Here is a 7506-nt window from a genome sequence, read left to right on the forward strand (position 1 = left end):
AGGCCGATTCCCGAGCCGCCCAGAAAGGACGGACCCGCGGGTGACCGCAGAACAGAAGAAGAAACCCCGCGCCGAGGACGACTGGACCTTCGAGATCGCCATCGTCGTCGCGATCGTCCTGCTGTGCGGTGCCGGTGCCTGGCTGGCGGCGAAGGTGGGGGCGTCGTTCGCGGACGCGCCCGCGCCGCCGTCGAACCCGCTGTCGTTCCTCGTGGCCGTGATCAAGGGGGACTACGGCTGGCCCGGTTCGGCGGCCAGTGCCGTGGCCGCCGGGGAGGCGGTGGTGCTCGGGATCCTGGGGCTGGCCGTGTACCGCGTGCGGCAGCGGATCCGGAACAAGCCCAAGGTGGACGGGGCGGCCCAGCACCTGGCGAAGGGTGAGGAGCTCGGCAAGCTCACCATGAAGGGCGCGGCGGCCACCGCCGAGCGGCTCGGGGTGCAGGCGCGGACGCCCGGTGTGTTCATCGGACGGTCCGTCAAGGGCAGGCAGCCGCTGTTCGGGTCGTACGAGGACATGCACGTCGACATCTGGGGGCCGCGGACCGGTAAGACGACCCGGCGGGCCATCCCGGCCATTCTCGACGGGCCCGGGGCCGTGCTCGTCACCTCCAACAAGCGGGACATCGTCGACGCCACCCGGGGGCCGCGGTCGGCGCGCGGTCCCGTGTGGGTGTTCGACCCGCAGCAGGTCGCCGCCGAGGCGCCCACCTGGTGGTGGAACCCGCTGTCGTACGTCACCGACGTGGCCAAGGCCCGCAAGATGGCCGACCACTTCGCCTCGGGCTCGCGGGATGCCAACGCCTCCACCGACGCCTTCTTCGACCCGGCCGGACAGGACCTGCTGGCCAACCTGCTGCTCGCCGCGGCCTGCGCGAAGGCGCCCGTCACCCAGATCTACACCTGGCTGTCCAACCCCAAGGACGACACCCCGGAGCGGATCCTGCGCGGCGCCGGGCACACCATGGCCGCCGACGGTCTCGCCGGTGTCATCAACGCGCCCGAGAAGCAGCGCAGCGGCATCTACGGCGTGGCCCAGCAGATGGCGTCCTGCCTGATCAACCCCGAGGTCAACCGCTGGGTGACCCCGCCCGCCGACCCGCACGCCCCGGAGTTCGACCCGCACGCGTTCGTGCGGACGGGGGGCACGCTGTACTCACTGTCGAGGGAAGGCCGGGACAGTGCGGGGCCGCTGGTCACCGCACTCACCGTCGCCGTTGTGGAAGCGGCCGAGGAGTACGCCACCACCCAGCGCGGCGGGCGGCTCCCGCTGCCCCTCGTCGGTGTGCTCGACGAGGCCGCCAACGTCTGCCGCTGGCGCTCCCTGCCCGACCTGTACTCCCACTACGGCTCGCGCGGCATCATCCTGATGACGATTCTTCAGTCCTGGGCGCAGGGCATCGAGGTGTGGGGCGAGCGCGGCATGGAGAAGCTGTGGTCGGCGGCGAACGTCCGTGTCTACGGCGGTGGCGTCTCCGACACCCGCTTCCTCGGTGACCTGAGCGAGCTGGCGGGCGAGTTCGAGCTCCGCGACTTCCAGACGAGCCGTGAGTCGGAGTTCGGCGGCTGGTCCGGCAACCGCACGGTCAGCGAGTCCACGCGCCGCGAGCGCGTGCTGCAGGTCTCCGACCTCGGCGCGATGCCCCCCGGCCGGGCCCTGGTCCTCGCCTCCGGCACCAAGCCGGTGCTGGTCGAGACGATCCCGTGGTGGGAGGGGCCGTACGCCGGTGAGGTGCAGGCGTCGCTGAAGAAGTACGACCCCGGGGCGCGCTGAGCGCGGCGGACGGGAAGGTGAGCGGGGCCGGGGACCATCCCCCGGCCCCGCTCCCTTGTCTGGCCGGGTTCATTCGTTCCTCTGATCGAGTGCGGGGCGGGGCGCAGCCCGTCAAGATCACGACTCACGAGAACGACGCTTGGTTGGACGGCTTCTCCCCGACCCGTCCGCGACGTCTCCGCCGCCTCCCCTCGGCCCTTTCACGGTCCTTCACGGCCTTCTCACGGCCTGAGCGGAGGTGATGTTGTCATCTCGTTAAGTGGGACAGCTTGACTCCGACGGTCACCGCCGCGTTGTCTTTTCAGACACTGGGTCAATATGCCGCACCCAATCTCCACAACACGCACCTGATAGTGAGCCCCGCATGCGTCGTATCGCCATATCCGTGGCAGCGTCCACGTTGATCCTCTCGCTCGCCGGTTGCGGCATGCTCAACGCGACGGGGGACAGCGCTGAGGCCAGCCCGACCAAGGGCAACGACATCACGGTGGGCGTGCTGATGCCGGAGAAGACGAACACACGGTACGAGGAGTTCGACTACCCGATCATCCAGAAGAAGGTCGCCGCCCTCACCCAGAACAAGGGCAAGACGGTCTACGCGAACGCCGGTGCCAAGGCCAAGACGCAGGTGACCCAGATGCAGAAGATGATCGACGACAAGGTCGACGTCATCCTGCTGGACGCCGTCGACGCGCACACCATCGCGGACATGGTCAAGAAGGCCAAGGACGCGGGCATCCCCGTCATCGCCTACGACCGGCTGGCCGAGGGCCCGATCGACGCGTACGTGTCCTTCGACAACGAGCTCGTCGGCGAGGTGCAGGGCCGCTCCCTGATCGAGGCGCTCGGTACCGCCGACGCCTCCGACAAGGTCGTCATGATGAACGGCTCACCCACCGACCCGAACGCGGAGCAGTTCAAGCAGGGCGCGCTCTCCGAGCTCAACGGCAAGGTGACCATCTCCGAGTCCTTCGACACCACGGACTGGAGCCCGGACGTCGCCGAGTCCAACATGACCAAGGCGATCGACAAGATCGGCAAGGGCAACATCGCCGCCGTCTACTCCGCGAACGACGCCATGGCCGGCGGCATCATCAAGGCCTTCGAGAAGGCGGGCGTGAGCGAGCTGCCCCCGATCACCGGGCAGGACGCGGAGCTGGCGGCGGTGCAGCGGATCGTCAGCGGCGAGCAGTACATGAGCGTCTACAAGCCCTACCCCGGTGAGGCCGAGGCCGCCGCGGAGATGGCTGTCGCCAAGATCCAGGGCAAGGACATCCAGTTCGACGCCCTCACCCGCAAGAAGGTCGACAGCCCCACCGAGAAGAACATCCCGGCGCAGCTGGTTCCCGTGGTCTCGCTGACGAAGAGCAACATCGAGTCCACGGTGGTCGCGGACGGCATCTACAAGGTGTCCGACATCTGCACCTCGAAGTACAAGTCCGCCTGCGCGACGATCGGCCTGAAGTAGGGAAGCCCGCAGCAGGGATTCCCGCGAGGAAGCGCGAAGCAGCGCGAGGAAGGGTCCGCCCCGGTGCCACGTCCGACGTGGGGCCCGGGGCGGGCCCTTCCTCCGTTGAGGGGGAAGGCGCCGGTTCCGGGGGGCTCCCGGCGGGTACGGTCCCCCTCCATCAGCTCGTTGCAACGTGCCGGACGGAGGCCGGGAGGAAGCGGGGCGTACGGGTGGTTTTCTCCGCTCGTCGAGACGGGAGCCGTGTTGCGGAGCAGGCCCGGGCCGCGCATAGTTGCGCTGCGGAAGAGGCGGAAACCGGGGGTGGGACGGTCGATGGCCGGGCACGGCACGGAGGGGCATCCCCACGGTGCTGACCGACTGTGCGAGGCCGGGGAGCGCGTTTACTCCCGGGCCGTACGGCGGGGCAGGGTGCCGCGGCACGACGCCGACGCGGTGCCGTGCCTGCTGGAACTCGCGATGCTCCATCCGGACCCGGACGACATGGACTGGCTGGTTCCGACGTCCCCGCAGGAGGTCATGACCCGGCTGCTGCGCGCGGTGCACGACGAGGTCAGCGCGAGCCAGCGGCGGGTGGGGTCGGCGGTGGAGGCCGTGGAGCGGTACGCCGGTCTGGGCGGCCGCCCCGCCGCGGCCGGTGCCTGGGAGGGCACGGCGATCCGGGTCCTGGACGGGCTGACCCGTATCCAGGCGGCGATGGACGAGGCGACACAGGCGTGCACCACCGAGGTGCTGACGGTGCAGCCGGGCGGGATCCGCCGCGAGCACGAACTCTCCGAGGGGCTGCACCGGGCGCTGGCGCTGCGCGGCCGGGGCGTGCGGATGCGCGACCTGTACAACCACGTGGCCCGGCACGGGCAGGGCCTGCTCAACTACCTGGAGCTGATGGGGGACGCGGTCGAGGCCCGCACCCTCGACGAGGTCATCGACCGCCTCATCCTCTTCGACCGCACGGTCGCGTTCATCCCGGCCAACGCCGAACACACCGTGGCGTTGGAGCTGCGCCACCCGGCCCTGATCGCCTACCTGGTGACGGTCTTCGAACGCCTCTGGCGGCTCGCCGTCCCCCTGGCGGCGCCCATCCCCGCCACCGGCATCGAGGGCATCTCCCACCGCGAGCAGTCCATCGCCGCCCTCCTCGCCGAGGGCCACCAGGACGCGGTCATCGCCGAGCGCCTCGGCATCAGCGTGCGCACCTGCCGCGCCCACATCGCCCGCCTCTCCGAGACCCTCGGCGCCGCCAGCCGCACCCAACTGGGCGTCCGCATAGCCCAGGTAGGCCTCGACGGCCCACCCGGCACGCCCGACCCCCTCCCCGTCCCCATCCCCGACCGAGGCACCCCGGCCACCTGACAGCCGGCGGAGCCGGACCGGCGGCGCGCACCCGGCCGGGCGCGGGGCCGGTACCCGGTGCCGCTCACCGGTCCTTGTCGAGGATGCCCGAGCGGCCGATGAGGTAGCCGAGTTGGGCTCGGCTCTCGCTGCCGAGGGTGGCGGCCAGTTTGGCGATGTGGACGCGGGCGGTGCGGACGTTCATGCCGAGGCGTTCGGCGATGACGGTGTCGGTGTGGCCCTCGACGAGGAGGGCGGCGATGGCGCGTTGGCGGGGGGTGACGCCGTTCAGGGTGGGCTGTCGGGCGGCCTCGGGGTACATGGGTGTGGCGAGCCGCCACAGCCGCTCGAAGGTGGTGACGAAGTAGTCGACGAGGGCGGGGTGGCGGACCTCCAGCGCGAGGGTGCGGTCCTTGTTCGCGGGGATGAACGCCACGGTCCGGTCGATGACCAGCAGCCGCTCGGTCACCTCGTCGAGGCCGCGCGCCTCCACGTCCCCGCGCAGCCACTCGTAGCGCGCCAGCACGGTGGGCGCGTACCGCATCGTGTGCTGGTAGAGCGTGCGGATACGGCCGCCCCGGTCGAGCAGGGCCTGGTCGCGGGCCATGGCGTCGGTGAGGACCGCCGCGGGCTTGCCGGCGTAGCTGATGTGGGGCTGGATGGCGAGGAGTTCGCGGGAGGCGTCCGCCATCGCCTGGGTGATGGCCAGGTTGATCGGGTCCCGGCCGCTGAGAAGGCTGATCGCGGGCGCGCCCCCGGCCGGGGTGCGGCCGCCACCGAGCCGCAGCAGGGGTTCGAACACGTCGACGAGCTGCGCCTCGCGCCGCCGTTCCCGCGCGATCCGGTCCTCAGAGGTCCGCAGATGGCGGTGAAGGGCCACAGCGGGCGCGAGCGGCTCCAGCCGGCCCGGGGCGTCCACGGCGGGGTGCAGCAGGCCGAAGGAGACCAGACAGGGCGCCTCCTGGACGTCCGCGGCGGGGATCCGGCCCTCGCGCAGGGCCCGTTCGTACAAGCGGCTCCCAGAGGCGCACAGCTCCTCCACGCCGTGCTCCACGTGCGCCGCGCCCACCGGTCCGCCCACCGGCCCACCCCGTCCCGAGCGCGTCTCCCCGTTTCCGTGATCGGCCGTCACCTCAGTGGTCCCGGTCCAGCATCCCCGACTGGGCTATGAGGAAGCCCAGTTGGGCCCGGCTGCCGCTGCCCAGGGCCGACGCCAGCTTCGCTATGTGGGCGCGGCAGGTGCGTACGTTCATGCCCAGCCGCCGCGCGATGGCCTCGTCGACATGGCCCTCGATCAGCAGCTTCGCTATGGACTTCTGCACGCCGGTGATGCCCTCGGGCGTGGACTCGTAGGGGACTTCCTCCAGGAGCGGGGTGGCCCGCTGCCAGAGCTGCTCGAAGACCTTGATGAGGTACTGGACGAGCCCCGGGTGCCGCAGTTCCAGGGCCACCTGCCGGTCGTCCTGCGCGGGGATGAAGGCGACCGTCGTGTCACAGATGATGAGCCGCTCGATCAGCTCCTCCAGGGTCCGTATCTCGACCTTGGCGCCCGCCATGCCGTCCACGTAGGCGAAGGTGCTCTGACTGTGGCGGACCGTGTGCTGGTAGAGGGTGCGCACGGAGATGCCGCGCTCGATGAGGGGTTTGCTGCGCGTCAGGGCCTGGCTCAGGATGTGTTCCGGGCGGCTGCCGCCGGGCTGCACCGTCAGGACCTCGCTGCGCGCCTCGGCGGTCGCCACGTCCAGCGCGGCATGAATGCGGTCGATACCCTCCAGCACGGTGATCGCGTGCGTGGTGGCCGGTTTCTGGGCACTGATGGCCAGGAAGGGCTCGAACGTGTCCGTGAGATCCACGCTGAGCCGGCGGCGGTCCTGGATCTCCCGTTCCAGGGGCTGCAACTGCTGGGCGAGCGCGATGGAGGGCGGAACCGGACGCAGCCAGTTCGCATCATCCGGGTCGGGGTGGAGCAGCGCGAACTCCAGCAGACAGGGAGCGGGCTCGACCTCGTCGCGGGAGATGCGTCCGGAGCCGAGAGCGCTGGCGTAGAGACGCGTTCCCTCGGCACACAACTCGGTGATGCCGTGAGGATGTGTCGGCTTTGTGGTTTTTGCTGGCAAATCTCCACCCCCCAGGGTCCTGAACGTGCAGGAACATGATGCATCTCCTGTGTGGCATTGACGTGCCTGAATGAGCCATCGTCTTGTTTCGCGGGGGAGAGGAAGCCATCAAGTGAGGACGAAGCCGACCATGAATAAGAGAATGCTTCGCTCGGTGCTTGCCACTGCCGTCGTTGCTCTGGCGCTGGCCTTCGGTGGGGCCGGTTCTCTCGACGTCGGCTGGCTGACCCCTTCCGACGCGGCGAGCACGTCGGCAACCATCAGCGGCACGCAGGACGACGTCGGCTGGGTGATCAAGGCTCAGGATGTCGGCTGGGTGACGCCGGCGGGCAAGAGCGCATGACCACCCCACCCGACGACCGCTCGTTCCGTCGCGAGATGGCGACCGCCTATCGCTCCGGCTGGCACTTCATCGATCTGGTCACCGCCATCCCCCACAGTGGTGACTCGTTGATGGTGACCGTGTTCGGAGAGCCGGTCGTCGTCACCCGGGACGAGGACGGTGACCTTCGGGCGTACCGGTGCCTGCGACGGCCTCGGGGGGCGCCGCAGCCAGTGCGGTGCGCCATCCGGTACGGAATGATCTTCGTGAACCTCGACCAGCGCGACCACCAGCTCGCGGAGTCGGCCCCCCAAGCCGCTCCCAGCACCATCTCAGCCACCCCCCGCAGTGCCTGACGCGATTCCCCCGTCGTAACAGATCGCTCAGGTACTTCCCCCCGCAGCGGGGGGGGGGGGGGGGGGGGGGGGGGGGGGGGGGGGGGGGGGGGGGGGGGGGGGGGGGGGGGGGGGGGGGGGGGGGGGGGGGGGGGGGGGGG

General features: G+C 70.5%; 7 protein-coding genes. 5 read left to right on the forward strand and 2 right to left on the reverse strand.

Translation table 11 applies throughout. From position 1 onward, the window contains the following. The first annotated feature begins 40 nt into the window (after positions 1 to 40). From AC067M_RS26205 to AC067M_RS26215, 3 genes are all read left to right on the forward strand, one after another. Positions 41 to 1771, forward strand: coding sequence for a type IV secretory system conjugative DNA transfer family protein (locus AC067M_RS26205; protein WP_478699468.1), 1731 nt, complete (start codon positions 41 to 43; stop codon positions 1769 to 1771). A gap of 364 nt (positions 1772 to 2135) precedes the next feature. Further along, positions 2136 to 3239, forward strand: a complete 1104-nt coding sequence (locus AC067M_RS26210; RefSeq protein ID WP_478699469.1) for a sugar ABC transporter substrate-binding protein — start codon at positions 2136 to 2138, stop codon at positions 3237 to 3239. A gap of 315 nt (positions 3240 to 3554) precedes the next feature. Further along, on the forward strand, positions 3555 to 4592 hold the full coding sequence (locus AC067M_RS26215) for a helix-turn-helix transcriptional regulator (protein ID WP_478699470.1): 1038 nt from the start codon (positions 3555 to 3557) through the stop codon (positions 4590 to 4592). 64 nt (positions 4593 to 4656) lie between these two features. Here AC067M_RS26215 and AC067M_RS26220 read toward each other — a convergent pair whose 3' ends face one another. Together AC067M_RS26220 and AC067M_RS26225 are read right to left on the reverse strand one after the other, a co-directional pair. Continuing rightward, complete coding sequence (locus AC067M_RS26220; RefSeq protein WP_478699471.1) at positions 4657 to 5652, reverse strand: helix-turn-helix transcriptional regulator; 996 nt, start codon at positions 5650 to 5652, stop codon at positions 4657 to 4659. A gap of 52 nt (positions 5653 to 5704) precedes the next feature. Beyond that, entirely contained in the window at positions 5705 to 6649 is a 945-nt protein-coding gene (locus AC067M_RS26225; protein ID WP_478699482.1) for a helix-turn-helix transcriptional regulator, read from the reverse strand. A 151-nt stretch (positions 6650 to 6800) separates the two neighbouring features. Here AC067M_RS26225 and AC067M_RS26230 point away from each other — a divergent pair, with 151 nt between their 5' ends. Beyond that, the gene (locus AC067M_RS26230) at positions 6801 to 7031 is read left to right on the forward strand and encodes a hypothetical protein (RefSeq protein ID WP_478699472.1); all 231 of its coding nucleotides are present in this window, start codon (positions 6801 to 6803) and stop codon (positions 7029 to 7031) included. Continuing rightward, the gene (locus tag AC067M_RS26235) at positions 7028 to 7366 is read left to right on the forward strand and encodes a hypothetical protein (RefSeq protein WP_393624976.1); all 339 of its coding nucleotides are present in this window, start codon (positions 7028 to 7030) and stop codon (positions 7364 to 7366) included. The genes AC067M_RS26230 and AC067M_RS26235 overlap by 4 nt, the downstream gene beginning before the upstream one ends. Positions 7367 to 7506 lie beyond the last annotated feature (140 nt).

It is taken from the genome of Streptomyces sp. NPDC043427 (genome assembly GCF_056436655.1).